Source organism: Alsobacter sp. SYSU BS001988 (assembly GCF_054796215.1).
Map to the genome: position 1 here is coordinate 448,644 of NZ_JBTAMK010000003.1, position 14,622 is coordinate 463,265.

The 14,622-nt window shown below is 72.1% G+C and carries 13 protein-coding genes; 2 read left to right on the plus strand and 11 right to left on the minus strand.

What is annotated here, in order from left to right:
- Window positions 1–8: 8 nt before the first annotated feature.
- The 11 genes from ACYVO7_RS09165 to ACYVO7_RS09215 form a co-directional block, all read right to left on the minus strand.
- Entirely contained in the window at window positions 9–1,403 is a 1,395-nt protein-coding gene (locus tag ACYVO7_RS09165) for an FAD-dependent oxidoreductase (RefSeq protein ID WP_460449512.1), read from the minus strand.
- Window positions 1,400–2,014: a cysteine hydrolase family protein gene (locus tag ACYVO7_RS09170; protein WP_460449513.1), complete on the minus strand. Its 615-nt coding sequence runs from the start codon at window positions 2,012–2,014 to the stop codon at window positions 1,400–1,402. Before ACYVO7_RS09170 ends, ACYVO7_RS09165 begins: the two co-directional genes overlap by 4 nt.
- Window positions 2,011–4,083: a hydantoinase/oxoprolinase family protein gene (locus tag ACYVO7_RS09175; RefSeq protein WP_460449514.1), complete on the minus strand. Its 2,073-nt coding sequence runs from the start codon at window positions 4,081–4,083 to the stop codon at window positions 2,011–2,013. Before ACYVO7_RS09175 ends, ACYVO7_RS09170 begins: the two co-directional genes overlap by 4 nt.
- Window positions 4,080–5,819, minus strand: coding sequence for a hydantoinase B/oxoprolinase family protein (locus tag ACYVO7_RS09180; RefSeq protein ID WP_460449515.1), 1,740 nt, complete (start codon window positions 5,817–5,819; stop codon window positions 4,080–4,082). The genes ACYVO7_RS09175 and ACYVO7_RS09180 overlap by 4 nt, the downstream gene beginning before the upstream one ends.
- Window positions 5,819–6,751 (minus strand): isocitrate lyase/PEP mutase family protein, encoded by a 933-nt coding sequence (locus ACYVO7_RS09185; RefSeq protein WP_460449516.1) that lies wholly within the window; start codon window positions 6,749–6,751, stop codon window positions 5,819–5,821. The genes ACYVO7_RS09180 and ACYVO7_RS09185 overlap by 1 nt, the downstream gene beginning before the upstream one ends.
- A 2-nt stretch (window positions 6,752–6,753) precedes the next feature.
- Complete coding sequence (locus ACYVO7_RS09190) at window positions 6,754–7,455, minus strand: ABC transporter ATP-binding protein (protein ID WP_460449590.1); 702 nt, start codon at window positions 7,453–7,455, stop codon at window positions 6,754–6,756.
- Between the two features lie 4 nt (window positions 7,456–7,459).
- Window positions 7,460–8,218, minus strand: a complete 759-nt coding sequence (locus ACYVO7_RS09195; protein WP_460449517.1) for an ABC transporter ATP-binding protein — start codon at window positions 8,216–8,218, stop codon at window positions 7,460–7,462.
- On the minus strand, window positions 8,215–9,216 hold the full coding sequence (locus ACYVO7_RS09200) for a branched-chain amino acid ABC transporter permease (protein ID WP_460449518.1): 1,002 nt from the start codon (window positions 9,214–9,216) through the stop codon (window positions 8,215–8,217). Before ACYVO7_RS09200 ends, ACYVO7_RS09195 begins: the two co-directional genes overlap by 4 nt.
- Window positions 9,213–10,082 (minus strand): branched-chain amino acid ABC transporter permease, encoded by an 870-nt coding sequence (locus ACYVO7_RS09205; protein ID WP_460449519.1) that lies wholly within the window; start codon window positions 10,080–10,082, stop codon window positions 9,213–9,215. The genes ACYVO7_RS09200 and ACYVO7_RS09205 overlap by 4 nt, the downstream gene beginning before the upstream one ends.
- 319 nt (window positions 10,083–10,401) lie before the next feature.
- Window positions 10,402–11,622 carry an ABC transporter substrate-binding protein gene (locus ACYVO7_RS09210; protein WP_460449520.1) on the minus strand — a complete coding sequence of 407 codons (1,221 nt, stop codon included), beginning with the start codon at window positions 11,620–11,622 and terminating at the stop codon, window positions 10,402–10,404.
- A gap of 30 nt (window positions 11,623–11,652) precedes the next feature.
- Window positions 11,653–12,480 carry a GntR family transcriptional regulator gene (locus tag ACYVO7_RS09215; protein ID WP_460449521.1) on the minus strand — a complete coding sequence of 276 codons (828 nt, stop codon included), beginning with the start codon at window positions 12,478–12,480 and terminating at the stop codon, window positions 11,653–11,655.
- A 103-nt stretch (window positions 12,481–12,583) separates the two neighbouring features.
- Here ACYVO7_RS09215 and leuC point away from each other — a divergent pair, with 103 nt between their 5' ends.
- Both leuC and leuD read left to right on the plus strand, forming a co-directional pair.
- The gene (gene leuC, locus ACYVO7_RS09220) at window positions 12,584–14,008 is read left to right on the plus strand and encodes a 3-isopropylmalate dehydratase large subunit (protein WP_460449522.1); all 1,425 of its coding nucleotides are present in this window, start codon (window positions 12,584–12,586) and stop codon (window positions 14,006–14,008) included.
- Window positions 14,005–14,619 carry a 3-isopropylmalate dehydratase small subunit gene (gene leuD, locus ACYVO7_RS09225; protein WP_460449523.1) on the plus strand — a complete coding sequence of 205 codons (615 nt, stop codon included), beginning with the start codon at window positions 14,005–14,007 and terminating at the stop codon, window positions 14,617–14,619. The genes leuC and leuD overlap by 4 nt, the downstream gene beginning before the upstream one ends.
- Window positions 14,620–14,622 lie beyond the last annotated feature (3 nt).

The following is a 14,622-nucleotide window of genomic DNA, read 5'->3' on the forward strand; positions in this document are numbered from 1 at the left end:
GCGCCGGCTCAGATGAGGCGCGCGGCGGCGAGCCCGGCGTTGCGGCCGAGCACGACGGCCGTCAGCAGCCCGTTTCCGGACAGGTATCCCGCGGCGGTGGAGCCCGACACGCCGGCCGCGGCGCCGCCCGCCGCGAAGAGGTTCGGCAAAGGCGTTCCGTCCGGCCGAAGCGCCCGGGCGGAGCCGTCCACCGCCAGCCCGCCTTGCGTGTGGAACAGCGCGCCCGTCACCCGGATCGCCTTGAAGGGCGGGACCAACCTTTGCCCGGCCGAGAAGGTGCGCCCGAACGCGTCCTTTCGATGAGACGCCTTCAGCCGCTCCACCTCGGCGAAGGTCCGCGCGAGGCGGTCGGCGGGCAGCTTCGCCATCGCGGCGAGGTCCTCCAGCCTGTCCGCCGACAGGATGGCCCCCGCCGCCTCGGCCTGCTTGAAATCCTCGAATTGCCGCGCCACCGCGGCGATCCGCTCGTCGAAGACGTCGAACGCGATCCCGCCGGGGCGCTGCAGCACCCGGGCGGCCTGTTCGGAATAGCCGTGCGTCTCGTCCGAGAACCGCTCGCCCGTCGCGTCGACCTGGAAGCCGCCCTCCATGATGACGGCCCAGCTGATCAGGACGCCGTGGGGGTGGGCGACCGACCCGTGCCCCTGGTAGCCCGACATGAAGCGCCGCTCCGCGCCGAGCGCCTCGCCCCACAGCGCCGCGTCGCCGCGGTTGCCGGGGTGGCCGAAATAGAGCGCGCCCGCCATCTCGGGAATGTGACGGCGCACGAGGTCCGGCGCGCCGCCATAGCCGTTGCAGGCCAGGATCAGAGCCCGACAGCCGATCCGCTCCACGCCGCCGTCCGGCCGCTCGGCGGCGACGCCCCGCACCGTCCCGTCAGGATCGGCGAACAGGGTCGTGGCGGTCGCCTGCGTGAGGAGGACCGCGCCGGCGCGCTCGGCGGCGCCCCGCAGCCGGTCCACCAGCTCGACGCCGGAGCGTGACGGCAGGCCGTGCATCCGGCGCGCGGAGTGACCCGGATAATCGAAGTCGTCCACCACCGAGAAGGGCAGCCCATAGGCGTCCGCCAGCCACTCGACGGCCGGCCCGGCTCCGGCCGCGACCGCGTCGACCGTGGCGGGATCCGCCTCGCCCCCGGCCTTGCGCTGGATGTCGGCGGCGAACAGCCCCGGGCTGTCGGCCACGCCCAGCGCCGCCTGGAAGCGGGTTCCGGCCGCCGGCACGAGCCCGGCCGAGAGCGCCGTCGATCCGCGCGGGACCGGGTCGCGCTCCAGCATCACGACCTCGGCGCCCGCCTCGATCGCCGCCAGCGCCGCGCACAGCCCGGCCGCGCCGGCGCCGACGATCAGCACGGGCGCTTCGGCGTCGAAGGCGACGCCCGCCGCGCTCTCGACCCTGCTCATGACGCCTCGAGGGAGGCGATGGCCTCCTCGACCGTCATGACGGCGCAGACCGGGCGCAACGCCTCGATGGCGACGTCATGCGTGCGCGTCGAGAACGCCGCGCAGCCATCCGACAGGACGATGGGTTCGAAGTCGCGCACATGCGCGTCCCGGACCGTCGACGCGACCCCGCCATTGGTGACGATCCCGCAGACAAAGAGCTTCTCGATCCCGCTCTTGCGCAGCACCCATTCGAGGCGGGTCATGTAGAAGGCCGAATAGGCGACCTTCTCGACGCTGAGGTCGGCCGGCGCCAGTTCGTCCACCAAAGCGTGGCCCCAGGTCCCCGGCTGGAAGTCCCCCTTCGCCAGGAAGGGCCGCAGCGCCTTCAGATGCGGGCTGACGATCGGCTCGCCGCCCTTGCCGGGCACGAGCGTGAAATGCGTGGAGACGATCCAGCCGCCCTTGCGCCGCATGAGGTCGGCGAGCGGCCTCACCCGGCCCGGCGCGGCGGCGATCTCCGGCGCGGTCTGGCCGGCCCGGCCATAGGCGCCCTTCGGGTGGATGAAGTCGTTCTGCAGGTCGCAGATCAGCAGCGCCGTGCGCGAGATCGGGATGTCGCGTCCGCTCATGCCGGCGCCCTCTCGATGACGATGTTGCCGAGCTTGTCCACCCGGGCGCGCAGCCCGGGATCGATCACCGTGGTGGCGTCCGGCTGCTCCAGCACCGCCGGTCCGTCCACGACGGCTCCGACGGGAAGGTCGAGCCTGGCCCAGACGCTCGCCTCGCGCCAGCCTCCGGCGAACCAGACCGGCCGCGCGCCGAGCCTCGCGCCCTCCAGCGTGAGGTCGGCCGCCGGCGCGAGCGCGCCGAGGTCGAAGGCCGGCCTGCGGCCGACCGCGGCCGTGCGCAGCGACACGATCCGCACCGGGATGTCGGGCAGCAGGCGGCTGAACTGGCGCCGGTAGGCCGCCTCGAAGGCGCCGCGCACGATGGCCTCCGTCACGCCCACGCCATGCTCGCCCAGCGTGACCGGCAAGGGCGCCGAGACCGTGTGGGTCTGGCCCTGGTAGTGCATGTCCAGCTCGTAGAGCACGTCCACGCGGTCCACCGCGACGCCGGCCGCGTCCACGACGGCCTTCGCCTCACGGCCGGCCTCGACCATGCGGGCGTCCAGCGCGGCCGCGTCGAGGCCGGCGAGATCGAGGTTCACGGTGAGGACCTGGTCGTGCCGCAGGTCGGCGATGACGCAGCCGAGCGCGCTGGTGATGCCCGGAAACCGCGGCAGCAGCGCGCCGGAGAGCCCCACCTCCTGGATCAGCGCGCCGGCGTGCAGCGCGCCGCCTCCGCCGAAGGGCATGATCGCGAAGCGGCCCGGATCGTGCCCCCGCTCGATCGAGACCAGCCGGATCGCGCCGGCCATCCGGGCGTTGGCGATCCGCACGACCGCTTCCGCCGCCTCCATGACGCCAAGCCCCAGCGGCCGCGCCACGTGCTCCTCGATGGCGGCGCGCGCGGCCTGCGCGTCGAGGCGGGCGAGCTTGCCGCCGATCGGCCGTTCGGCGTTGATGCGTCCCAGCACGACATTGGCGTCCGTGAGGGTGGGGCGGGTTCCGCCTTCCGCGTAGCAGACCGGCCCCGGCCTCGACCCGGCGCTCTCGGGTCCGACCTGCAGCAGGCCGCCCTTGTCGACATGCGCGATGGACCCGCCGCCGGCCCCGATGGTGGTGATCTCGATCATCGGCGTGCGGATCACCATGCCGAAATCGATCGTGGTCTGCGCCGTCAGCGTGGACTCGCCGTTGGCGATGAGGGAGACGTCGAAGGACGTGCCGCCGAGGTCCCCCGTGATGACGTTCTCGAAGCCCGCCGCGCGAGCGATGGCGGCCGCCGCGATCACGCCCGCGGCCGGCCCGGACAGCGCCGTCCTCACCGGCAGCCGTCGCGCCGTCGCGGTGGACATCACCCCGCCATTGGACTGGACGATGTGGAACTGGCCCGCGAACCCCGCCTCGTGCAGCGCGTCGGTGAGCTTGCCCAGATAGGCGCCCACAATCGGCTGCAAGTACGCGTTGAGCGCCGTCGTGGAAGTCCTTTCGAACTCACGGATTTCGGGCAGTATTTCAGACGAGATCGCAACATGGTCGTTGGGCCAAACCGCCCTGACGGCGGCCGCCGCGGCCCGTTCGTTGGCCGGGTTGGCGTAGGCGTTGATGAACGCGATGGCCACCGCCTGCGCGCCCTTGGCCAGCAGCGCGCGGGCGGCGTCCTGCGCCTCTTTGGCGTCCAATGCGGTCCGGATCGAGCCGTCCGCCAGCGTGCGCTCGTCGACCTCGATGCGCATGTCGCGGTCGGCGACGGGGACGAAGTCGCCCCACAGGCCCCAGGTCCGGGGCCGGTCGCGGCGTCGCATCTCCAGGACGTCGCGGAAGCCGCGCGTGGTGATCACGCCGATGCGGGCGCCCTTGCGCTCCAGCAGGGCGTTGGTGCCCACCGTCGTGCCATGCACGATGGAGCCGAACTCCGCCACGGATCCCAGGCGGCGCAGGCCCTCCATGAAGCCCACCGCCTCGTCTCCGCGGTTGGAGGGCGCCTTGGCGGTGGCGAACCGGCGCGAGGCCTCGTCGAAATAGAACAGGTCCGTGAACGTGCCGCCCACGTCGACGCCCACGATGGCGCCTTTCGTTCCGCGCGCGCTCATGACCGGCGCCCCGCCCGGAGCCCGGCCGTGCCGCGCTCGTCGAGCGCGCCGTCCGCCGACGCCACGACGCCGTAATCCGCCGCGGCGGCGGCGGGCGACACATAGCCGAGCCGCACGTCGCGCGCGACCAGCGCGGGCTCGCGCCGCAGCGGATCGCCCCAGCCGCCGCCGCCGGGCGTCTCCAGCCGGACGCGCTGCCCCTGCCTCACCTTCACGTCCGTCACCTTGGAGGCGAGCGGCGGGACGGCGTCGCCCTGGTCCGTGTTCCAGGAGAAGCGGTTCAACGCGGCCGGGCCGCCGCCATTCACCCCGAACGGCGCGAATCGGCCGCGCTCGCCCAGCAGGAACACGTCCGCGCCGCCCGGCGCCAGCGCCTCGATCTCGTAGACCGCGCCCAGCCCGCCGCGGTGGAGGCCCGCTCCGGCGCTGTCGGGCCGCAGCGCCCATTGGCTGAACATGACCGGGTAGGACGCCTCCAGGATTTCGGCGGGCGGGATGGTCGCCATCGAGATCGGGTTGTTGCCGTGGTTGAGCCCGTCCGTCTCCGGATTGCCGCCCAATCCTCCGCCGAAGAACGAGAACATCACCCAGCGTCGCCCGTTGGAGCGGTGGCCCGCCAGCGACAGCGCGTTGATGGTGCCGAACGGCGCCGCCGTAGCGCGCTCGGGCATGATCTTGGCCAGCGCCCCGAACACCACCCCAATGACGCGCAGGATGGTCTCGGTGTAGCCCCCCACGGGCTTGGGCGCGCTGACGCCCAAAAGCGTCGTGTCCGGGATCACGAAGTCAATCGGCGCGAGGCAGCCCGCATTGGCCGGCACGTCCGTGAAGACGTGCTTGAGCGCCACGTAGCAGCAGGCGACCGCGGTCGAGCGCGCGATGTTGAGCGGTCCCGCGCAGGCCGGCGCGGAGCGCGAGAAGTCGAGCCGCATGCGGTCGCCCGTCACCGTGAGGTCCAGCGCGATGCTGAGCGGCTCGTCGGTGACGCCGTCATTGTCGAGGAAGTCCTCGAAGCTCACCGTCCCGTCCGGCAGCGCCGCGATGTTCTCGCGCATTATCGCTTCGGCGAGCTGGGTGAAGGCGTCGAAGGCCGCCGCCACGGTCGCCTCGCCATAGTCGTCCAGGAGGCCGGCGAGGCGCTTCTCGCCGAGATCGAGCGCATTCAGCTGGCCGTTCAGGTCGCCGTAATTGGAGCGGGGCACGCGGCTGTTGGCGGACAGGATCGCCACGATGTCCTCGTTCAGGACGCCGCGCGCGATCAGCTTCACGGGCGGGATCCGCACGCCCTCCTGGAAGCTCTCGGTGGCGCGGGCGTTGAAGCCGCCCGGCACGTTCCCGCCGATGTCGAGCCAGTGCCCCACAGAGGCCAGCCAACAGAAGAGCTCGCCGTTGCGGAACACCGGCCGCACCAGCCGGAAGTCGTTGAGATGGGTGCCGCCGTCGTAAGGGTCGTTAAACAGGAAGGTGTCGCCTTCGGCCAGCCCGCCGTCCCGGGCCGCCTTGTCGATCACGGCCTTCACGGCGAAGGCCATGGCGCCCACGAAGATGGGCAGCCCGGTCGTGCCCTGCACCAGCGTGGCGCCCGTGCGCGCGTGGTAGAGGCCGTGGCACGCGTCCCGGGCCTCGGCGATGATCGGGTTGAAGGCCGAGCGGTAGAGCGTCGCGTCCATCTCGTCGGCGATCTGCTCCAGCCGCCCCTTCAGGACTGCGAGCGTGACGGCGTCGAGCCCGGCCATCAGAGGGCTCCCGCGCGACTTGCGGCCGGGCCGTCGCCCTCGTAGCGGCGTCCCCGCTCCAGCGTCGCCTCGGTCTCCACGATGGCGTTGATGGCCGCGAAGTCGAACATGCGGTCGCGGAACGCGTCGGTGGTGCCGTCGCGCTTGAGCACGCCGTAGAAGTCCTGCGCGGCCCGGGCGAGGGCGCGCACGATCGCGCCCGGGAAGATCACGAGGGCGAAGCCGAGCGCCTCCAGCTCAGGGCCGGACAGGATGGGGGTCTGGCCGCCCTCCACCATATTGGCCATCAGCGGCGCCCGGCCCTGCAGGGCGGCCGCGACGGCGCCCAATTGGTCGCGGGTGCGCGGCGCCTCGACGAACAGCATGTCCGCGCCGGCTTCCGCATAGCGCCCGGCGCGCTCGATGGCGGCGTCGAAGCCCTCCACGGCGACGGCGTCGGTGCGGGCGATGATCATCGTGGCCTCGCTCCTGCGCGCGTCGACGGCGGCGCGAATCTTCCCGACCATCTCGCCCGCCGGGATCACGCCCTTGTCGGCGAGGTGGCCGCAGCGCTTGGGAAAGGTCTGGTCCTCGATCTGCACGCCGGACGCGCCGGCGCGCTCGAACAGCCGAACGGTGCGCTGCACGTTGAGCGCGTTGCCGTAGCCCGTGTCGGCGTCGACGATCACCGGCGTGTCGACCCGCTCGCAGACATGCGCCAGCGCCTCGGCGACCTCCGTCATGGAGACGAGCCCGATGTCGGGCCGGCCGAGGCGCGTATAGGCGATCGCCGCGCCCGACAGGTACAGCGCCTCGAACCCGGCCGAGGCGGCCAGCGACGCCGTCAGCGCGTCATACACGCCCGGCGCGATCACGATGCCGCCGCCGCCGATCCGCCGCTTCAGGCCGGGCGTCCCGGCTGCGGCCGGGTCCGTTCGCAGGTCGTGCGTCATCGTCACATCCCCAGATAGGCTTTCTCGAGGTCTGGATTGCGGGCGAGGTCCTCGCCGGCGCCGGAGAGCACGAAGCGCCCGTTCTCCAGCACATGCGCCCGGGCCGCGACGGCCAGCGACTGCATGACGTTCTGCTCGACGAGCAGGATGGCGAGGCCGTCCGCGTTCAGCCGCGCGATGAGCGCGAACATCTCCTCCACGAGCAGCGGCGAGAGGCCCAGCGACGGCTCGTCGAGGATGAGCAGCTTCGGCTCGCCCATCACGCCGCGCCCGATCGCCAGCATCTGCTGCTCGCCGCCGGAGAGCGTGCCCGCCGCCTGCCGGCGCCGCTCGCGCAGGCGCGGGAAGATCTGGAAGACCTTCTCCAGATTGGCGGCGCGATCCGCCTTGCCCCGCCGGTAGCTGCCGAGCTCCAAATTCTCGCGCACGCTCATGTCGGGGAAGATGCGCCGGCCTTCCGGCACGTGGATCAGTCCCGCGGCGACGATGGCCGGCGGCGCGAGCGCGTCGATGCGCGCTCCGTCGAACAGGATCCCGCCCGCCTGGGCCCGCACGACGCCCGAGAGCGTCTTGTTCAGCGTCGTCTTGCCGACGCCGTTGGAGCCGAGCACCGCGACGATCTCGCCCGCCGCCACGTCGAGATCGACGCCGCGCAGCACCTGCGTCCGCCCATAGCCGGCGACGAGCCCGCGCACGCTGAGCAGCGGCTCACCCATGCGCCGCCTCCCGGGCCGCCAGGCGCGCGGCGGCGCCGTGGCCCAGATAGGCTTCGATCACCTTGGGGTCGCGGGTCACCACGGCGGGCGGGCCGGCCGCGATGACGCGGCCCTGGGCCAGCACATAGACGTCGTCGCACAGACTCATCACCGCCTGCATCACATGCTCCACCATCAGGATGGTGACGCCGGCGCGGCGGATCTCCTGGATGACGGGCACGATGTCGCGCACCTCCGACGGATTGAGCCCGGCCAGCACCTCGTCCAGCAGCAGCAGCTTCGGCTCGGTGGCGAGCGCCCGCGCCAGCTCTAGCCGCTTGCGCCCGGCCACCGTCAGCCCCGCGGCGGGCGCGTCGAGGCGCTCGTCGATGCCGACGAGCCGCGCCACCGCCTCGGCCCGGTCGAGCGCCTCGTCCCGGCCCGGGTGGCGCAGATGGGCTCCCACCGCGATGTTCTCGCGGACGCTCAGCCCCGCGAAGGGCTGCACGATCTGGAAGGTGCGCGCCACGCCCAGGGCGGCGCGCTGGTGCGGCGCGAGGCCGCCCACGTCCCGGCCCTGGAAGACGATGCGCCCGCTGGTCGGCGTCTCGAAGCCGGAGATCAACGTGAACAGAGTCGTCTTTCCGGCGCCGTTGGGGCCGATCAGCCCGGTGATGCTACCCGCCGGCACGGCGAGCGACGCGCCGTCGACCGCCAGCAGTCCGCCGAACCGCTTGGATGCCGCCTCGACGGCGAGGAGCGGGGCGCTCATGACGCGCTCCGCGAGGCGAGGCCGCCGCGCAGCCGCGCCAGCAGGCCGTGCACGCCGTTCGGCGCGAACGCGATGGCCAGCACCAGCAGCGACCCGTAAAGCGCCAGGTCGAGGCCCGGGATGCGGCCGGCCGCCGCCTTCGTCGCCTCCGCCAGCCCATGCAGCGCGAGCGCGCCGATGAGCGGCCCGAAGACCGTGCCGAGCCCGCCCACGATGGGCACCAGGAGCGCCTCCACCGAGATCCAGGACCCGTAGGCGATGCTGGCGTCGACGAACAGGAAATATTGCGCGTAGAAGGCCCCCGCCGCCGCCGTGATGGCGGCCGAGGCCGTGATGGCCTTAAGCTTGACGGCGAGCGTGTTCACGCCCAGCGCCTTGGCGGCGTCCTCGTTCTCGCGGATCGCCACCAGATAGGCGCCGAAGCGCGAGCGCTCCATGGCCCGCGTCGCGGCCAGGACCAGCGTCACGAGACTGAGCGCGATCCAGAAATAGACGGCCCGGCTCGCGAACTGGAAGGTCTCGGGGCGGACGTCGAGCTTGATCAGCGTGCCGGCGGCGCCTCCGGTGAACGGCGCCGCATTGGCGATGATCCGGAACACCTCCGCGAAGGCCAGGGTCACGAGCGCGAAGTAGGAGCCGCGCAGGCCGGAGCGGAAGCTGAGATAGCCGATCGCCGCGCCCACGGCCGCTCCCGTCGCGACGGCGGCCGCGAAGGCCGCATAGGCGTTGACGCCCAAGCGCGCCTGCAGGATCGCGGTGAGGTAGGCGCCCGTGCCGAAGAACGCCGCATGCCCGAAGGAGAACTGCCCGCCATAGCCTCCCAGGATGTTCCAGCCCTGGCCGGCGAGCGCGATCAGCAGGGCCAGCACCATGGCGTTGAGCACCGTGTTGGCCGAGGTCGCGAGCGGCAGCAGGGCCAGGACGGCCGCGACCGCCAGGATCGGCCCATAGGCGGCCAGCAGGCCCTGGCGGGCGGACGCCTTGCGCGGGGCGCTCATGCGCGCGCTCCGAACAGTCCCGTCGGACGCACCAGCAGCACCAGGATGAAGATCACGAACACGCCGAGCTGGCCGAGGCTCTCGCCGAAATAGAGGCCCGACAGGCTCTCCACGACGCCGATGAAGAGGCCGCCGATCATCGCGCCCGGCACCGAGCCCATGCCGCCCAGCACCACCACCGTGAAGGCGATCAGCACATAGGCGTTTCCGACGCGCGGATGCACGTAGTAGCTGGGCAGGAGCACGCAGGCCGCGACCGCCAGGCACGCCGCCCCGATGCCGAAGGTCAGCGCGTAGACATGCGGCACGTCGATGCCGACGAGCGCGGCGCCGAGCTTCTCCTTGGCGACCGCCCGGATCGCCTTGCCGGCGTCGGTGCGCGTCAGCAGCGCCCAGAGGAGCAGCGCCACGCCGCACGTGACCCCGAAGGCGATGACCCGCGGCATGGGCAGGAAGACGAAGCCGAGATCCACGCTCGAGAAGCCGTAGGGCACGTCGATGCTGCGCGTGTCGGAGCGGAACGCCGCCAGCAGGGCGTTCTCGATGACGATGGAGAGCCCGAGCGTCACCAGGAGGATGTTACGGTCGTCGCCATGGCTGGCCGGCCCGATGATCCAGCGCTGCATGGCGTAGCCCAGCAGGAAGAACGCCGGCGCGATGAATGCGACCGCGATGAGCGGATCGACCCCGGCCTGCTGGGCGAAGAACGCCGCGAACATCGCCGCCGTCAGGATCGCCCCATGGGCGAAGTTGATGATGTGCAGGACGCCGTAGACGAGCGTCAGCGCCACCGACACGAGCGCATAGACCGCGCCCGTGAGAAGCCCGTTGATGACGGCGGCGATGACGATCTCAGGCGAAAACATGCGCATCCCGTGTTGGCGATCCCGGCCCGCCGGCCCCGCTCGACCCTGACGACGTCACCCTCTCCCCGTCATCCCCGGCCGGAGCGGCGCAGCTGCGGAAGGGAAGGGGATCCAGGCCTCTCCGACGGCGCCCGGCTGGATCCCCTTCCCGTCGCTCCGCGCCGCCGGGGATGACGGCGGAGAGTTCTCGGCTCTTGAACCTATCCACGTGCTTCCCTCTCCCCGTCATCCCCGGCCGGAGCGGCGCAGCCGCGGAGGGGAAGGGGATCCAGAAGGGTTCCGCAAAAGGCGCCCAGCGCCGGAGCGCGGGGCGCCGGCCTCACGCCGGGATCGGGAACACGGGCTTCGCATCGGCGAACTTCTCGGGGAAGATCACCTTGATGTCGCCGCCCTGGACCTGCGTGTTCACCGGGGCCGCGCCCGTGTTCTGGCCATTGACGAACTTGGTCGGCCCGTAGGGCATGATGTGCTTGTCGAAGGTCGACGTCTCCAGCGCGGCGATGATCTTGGCCCGGTCGGCCGATCCCGCCCGCTCGATGGCGTCGGCGAGCAGGAGCACGGCCGAGTAGTTCAGCGCCACGTTGTAGGTGAAGAACTTGCCCATGCCGTCGACCTCCTTCTTGAGGGCGATGGCGACTTCGTTGCGCGGGTCGTACCAGTGGTTGGTGTCGATGACGTATTGCGCCGCGTCCGGGAACTCCTTGACGAAGCGGTAGTTCGACGCCGCGCCGTTCAGCACCGCGTAGACGGCCTTCGGCTTGATGCGCTGCTGCTGCATGGTGCGGGCGAGCAGCACGAACTCGCCGTAGTAGCTGGACGGGATCACCAGGTCCGGGTTCTTCGCCTTGATCTGCAGGGCGACGTTCGACATGTCGCGCGCCGGGGTCGGGTGGGCGATCGTGTCGATCACCTCGAAGCCGCGCTTGGGCAGCTCCGCCTGCAGAAGCTTGGCGAGGCCGGAGCCGAAAAGCCCGTCCTCATGCACCAGCAGCACGGTCTTGATCGGCTTGCCGGCGGCCTCGTTGAGCTTCACGAGGTTGTCCAGCGCCTGCGCGCTGACGATGGAGGAGCCGGGCGCGAAGCGGAACGTGTTCTTCAGGCCGCGGCTGACGATCTGGTCGTTGACGCCGACATCGACGATGTAGGGCAGGTCGTAGCGCGAGGCCGCCTGGGTGGCGGCGAGGCAGATCGGGCTGGCGAAGCCGCCCACGATGGCGCTGACGTTCTCGGCCGCGAGGCGCTCGACCTCGCTGCTGCCGCCCTCCGGGGTGGAGCGCGCGTCGGCGATCACGGCCTCGAGCTTGGCGCCCCCGAGCGACTTGATGCCGCCGGCCGCGTTCACGGCCTTGATGGCGAGCTCCGCGCCCAGCTGCCCGGCCTGTCCGTCGAAGGCCAGCGCGCCGGTGAGGGGCTGCAGCACGCCCACCTTGACGCTGGCCGCCTGCGCCCGCAGCACGCCCGGGGCCGCGACGGCGCCCGCCAGAACCGCGCCCGCCTTGAGGGCGTCGCGACGCGTCAGTCCGCTGATCAGCTTGTCCATGTCCTGTTCCCCTCGCCAAATGGTCGTGCGTCAAACGCGGGAGTTGGGTCCCCGCTTCCTCGATGAAGACTTGGTCTCGGCCGGCGCGGCGTCGTTGGCCACGCTCGTCGGCGCCCAGCGCCGCCCGCCATTCGCGCCCGTGCGGGTGAGGTCCATCCGGAAGGCGTAGCGGTCGGGCCGGTACAGGGCCGCAAGATGCTCCACGCCGCGCCCGTCGCCGTCATAGACCACGCGTGTCAGCGCGATCAGGGCCGAGCCGATGTCCACCCCGAGCGCGGCCGCCGCCTCGGGCGGGGCCAGCACGGCGCTGATCTCCTGCGTCGCCCGGTCCACCAGCACGCCGGAGCGCTCCAGCAGCGCCAGCAGCGGCCGGGAGGCGAGCTCGCCTTCCGAATAGGTGACGCCGATGCGCTCCGGGACCTGCGTGGTCAGGAAGCTGAACGGCTCGCCGTCGATGATGCGCACCCGCACCGAGCGCTGCACCCGCTCGCCGGGCGCGAGGCGAAGCGCCTCGGCCACCGCCGCGGAGGGGTCCTGATAGCCGAAGGCCAGCAGCCGCACGTCGGTGGAGCGGCCCATCTGGATGAGGTTGGTGAGGACGTCCGCGAGGTCCGCCACGACCGGCTTGGCCGCATGGCGGGAGGTGACGAAGGTCCCGGCGCCCCGGCGCCTGTCGATCAGTCCCTCGCGCTCCAGCTCGGCGAGCGCGCGGCGCACCGTGATCCGCGACACGCTGTGTTCGGCCGCGAGCGCCTGCTCCCCCGGCAGGGCGTCGCCCGACGAGAGCCCGCCGCTGGCGATCCGCTCGCGCAGCACCAGATAGACCTGGCGGGCCTTGGGCAGCTCGACTCCAGCCAATTCACCCTCTCGATAGGACTTCTAATTGTCTACAGTATGATACAACATGGAGCCGTCAAGCGCCTTTCGGACGGACGCCCGGCAGACCTCGGAAGACCCCGCCATGAGCCGCACCATCATCGACAAGCTCTGGGACGCCCATGTGGTCCTCACCCGCCAGGACGGCGTCAGCCTGCTCTGGATCGACCGCCATCTGCTGCATGAGGGCTCGTTCCACGCCTTCGACCAGGTGGAGAGGCGCGGCGCGTCGGTGGCCCATCCGGAGCTCACCTTCGCCATCGCCGACCATTACGTGCCGACGCGCGGCCGGGCCGGCCGGCCGGACAATCCCGAGATCGCCCGGATGGTCGACCAGCTCGCCGCCAACGCCGCGCGCCACGGCGTCCGGCTGATCGGCCTGCATGACCCGCGCCAGGGCATCGTGCATGTGGCCATTCCGGAGCAGGGGCTCACTTTGCCGGGCCTCACGGTCGTGTGCGGCGACAGCCACACCTCGACGCACGGCGCCTTCGGGGCCTACGCATTCGGCATCGGCGCGTCCGAGGTCGCGCATGTGCTGATGACGCAGACGCTCTGGCAGAAGAAGCCGCGCCGCATGCGCATCGCGGTGGACGGCCCGCTGGCGCCGGGCGTCGCCGCCAAGGACATCGCCCTCACCATCATCGCCCGGATCGGGGCCGACGGCGCCCAGGGCTGCGCCATCGAATACGCCGGCTCGGCCGTCAGGGCGTTGTCGATGGAGGGGCGCATGACCCTGTGCAACCTCTCCATCGAGGCGGGCGGCCGGCTCGGCCTCGTCGCCCCGGACGAGACCACCTTCGCCTGGCTGCGCGGGCGCCCGTTCGCCCCGCAGGGGGCCGCCTTCGACGCCGCCGTGGAGGACTGGCGCAGGCTCGCCAGCGACGCCGACGCGGCGTTCGACCGCGAGGTGACCCTGGCCGGCGCCGACATCGCCCCCACGGTGACCTGGGGCGTCAGCCCCGAGCACGCCGCGCCCATCGACGGCGTCGTGCCCGACCCCGCCCGCATCGCCGACGAGAGCCGCGCGCAGGTCGTGCGGGACGCGCTCGCCTATATGGATCTGAGGCCCGGCGCGCCGCTCAGCTCGATCCGCATCGACCGGGCCTTCATCGGCTCCTGCACCAATGGCCGCATCGAGGACCTTCGCGCCGCCGCGGCCGTGCTGGCGGGCCGCAAGGCCGTCGTCCCCGGGCTGGTGTCGCCGGGCTCCTCGGCCGTCAAGCGCCAGGCCGAAGAGGAGGGGCTCGACCGCATCTTCCGCGACGCCGGCCTCGAATGGGCCGACTCGGGATGCTCCATGTGCGTCGGCATGAACGGCGACGTCGTGCCGCCCGGCGAGCGCTGCGCCTCCACCACCAACCGCAACTTTAAGGGCCGGCAGGGCCCGGGCTCGCGCACCCACCTGATGTCGCCCGCCATGGTGGCGGCCGCCGCCGTCGCGGGCCGCCTCGCCGACGCGCGCGACCTGCTGGCGGGGCGCGCGTTCCCGCAGGAGGGCCGCTCATGACCCCCGTCGCGATCATCGAGACGCCCGCCGTCCCGCTGCCGCTGGCCAATGTCGACACCGACCAGCTGATCCCGGCCCGCTTCATGAAGCGGCCGCGCAGCGAGGGCTACGGCCCCTTCCTCCTGCACGATCTGCGCGCCGGCGCCGAGGTCTCGGCCGCCGCCGCTCTCGACGACCCGCGCCGCGCCGGCGCGGCCGTGCTGGTGGCGCGGCGCAATTTCGGCTGCGGCTCGTCGCGCGAGGCGGCCGTCTATGCGCTTTGCGATTTCGGCGTGCGCTGCGTCGTGGCGCCGAGCTTCGGCGACATCTTCGCCTCCAACGCGGTGAAGAACGGCCTCGTCCCGGCGCTCGTCTCGGAGGAGGACGCGGAGGCCCTGCTGGCGTCCTCGGCCGTGCAGGAGGCCCGCCTGGTCCGGGTCGACCTGGCGGCCCAGACGGTGACGGCCGGCAACCTGGTCGTGCCCTTCGCGATCGACCCGGTGTGGAAGACCCAGCTCATGAACGGCTGGGACGACATCGACCTGACTTTGGCCGAGCGTCCCGCCATCGAGGCGTTCCGGTCCCGCGACGCGGCGGCGCGGCCCTGGGCGGCGCTGGCGTCGCGGGAGTGACCC